This is a genomic window from Campylobacter concisus, assembly GCF_002913545.1.
In the GTDB taxonomy this organism is placed as follows: domain Bacteria; phylum Campylobacterota; class Campylobacteria; order Campylobacterales; family Campylobacteraceae; genus Campylobacter_A; species Campylobacter_A concisus_AV.
This window is the reverse complement of record NZ_PPBR01000039.1, coordinates 1-1,403: the sequence shown is the minus strand read 5'-3', so window position 1 is coordinate 1,403 and position 1,403 is coordinate 1. Positions and strand designations below refer to the sequence as shown.

The following is a 1,403-nucleotide window of genomic DNA, read 5'->3' as shown; positions in this document are numbered from 1 at the left end:
CTATTTAGCAGCTGCTCGATCTCGCTAAAACTAGCCGTTGCGCTACCTATCTTTGCCACGACGACGGCTGCTGCGAGGTTTGCTATCTTTATCGCCTCTTTTATATCAGCTCCGTTTGCTAGCATATAGCCAAGTGTAGCAAGCACCGTATCTCCAGCGCCAGTGACGTCAAAGACCTCTTTTGCTTTTGCCGCAAAGATGTGCAGCCTGTCATCATAAAGCGCGATGCCCTCTTCTGAGATCGTGATGATCGAATAGGTCAAATTTAGCTCGTCTTTTAGCTGTTTTATCGCCTTTTCAAGCTCAGCTTTATCTTTTATCTTTAAATTTGTAGCCTCGCTCGCCTCTTTTTTATTTGGCGTTAGAAGGGTCGCGTTTTTATACTTTGAGTAGTCGCTGCCTTTTGGGTCTATGAGAACTGGGATATTTAGCCTCACGCACTCATTTATGATCTCTTGGCAGACCTTCTCGCTAAGCACGCCTTTGCCGTAGTCACTTAGCAAGACGGCCTTGAAATTTGCAAGATTTTCTTTTACTTTTAAGACGAGCTCATCTTCTAAATTTATCTTGACAACGCTCTCTTTATCGATCCTGACAACTTGCTGATGAGATGCCATGATGCGGCTTTTTATCGAGCTCTCGCGCCCTTTTTCAGTAAGGATGAGCTCATCTTTTACATTTAGCTCAGCAAGCTTCTCTTTTATCTTTTTGCCAGCCTCATCATCTCCTAAAACGCTAGCTACGCTCACGTTTGCGCCAAGAGAGAGTAAATTTCTCACCACATTACCAGCGCCACCAAGCGTGTAGGTTTCGTTATTTATCTTCACCACCTGCACCGGTGCTTCAGGCGAGATGCGCTCGCAACTACCCCAGATATAGTGGTCCAGCATGAGATCGCCGACTACTAAAATTTTAACTCTCTTAGCCATTTATCTCTTCCTTATAAATTCTCTTTATCTCTGGCAAATAGTCTTTTATCGCCTCTTCTAAGCTCCAAGTCGCACTAAAACCAAATGCCTCGCGAGCTGGGGCCACGTCGGCCTCTGTGTGAAATTGATATGAGCCGATAAATGGGTTTTTGATATATTCGTTACCTAAATTTACGCCGATCTCACGCTGTAAGATGTCAGCGATATCTTGAAAGCTTCTTGCCTTGCCAGTAGCTGCGTTATAGACGCCACTTGGCGCGTCAAGTGCTTTTATATTTGCGTCAATGATATCTTTTATATAGACAAAGTCGCGTTTGATCTGGTCGCTGCCCTCAAAGAGCCTTGGTGTCTTGCCAGCTAAAATTTGAAGTCCAAACTGAAGCACCATCGAGGCGGTTTTATTTTTGAAAAACTCGCCCTTGCCAAAGACGTTAAAATACCTCAGTCCAACCACGCTCACGCCGCGCTTTGCGT

At 44.9% G+C, this 1,403-nt stretch carries 2 protein-coding genes; both read right to left on the bottom strand.

Features of this window, described 5'->3' with window-relative positions; all coding sequences use genetic code 11:
• Window positions 1–929: D-glycero-beta-D-manno-heptose-7-phosphate kinase (rfaE1, locus tag CYP05_RS02640; RefSeq protein ID WP_103641901.1), on the bottom strand; the 929-nt coding region annotated here is incomplete at its 3' end.
• Window positions 922–1,403: NAD-dependent epimerase/dehydratase family protein (locus CYP05_RS02635; protein ID WP_141090266.1), on the bottom strand; the 482-nt coding region annotated here is incomplete at its 5' end. The genes rfaE1 and CYP05_RS02635, both read right to left, overlap by 8 nt.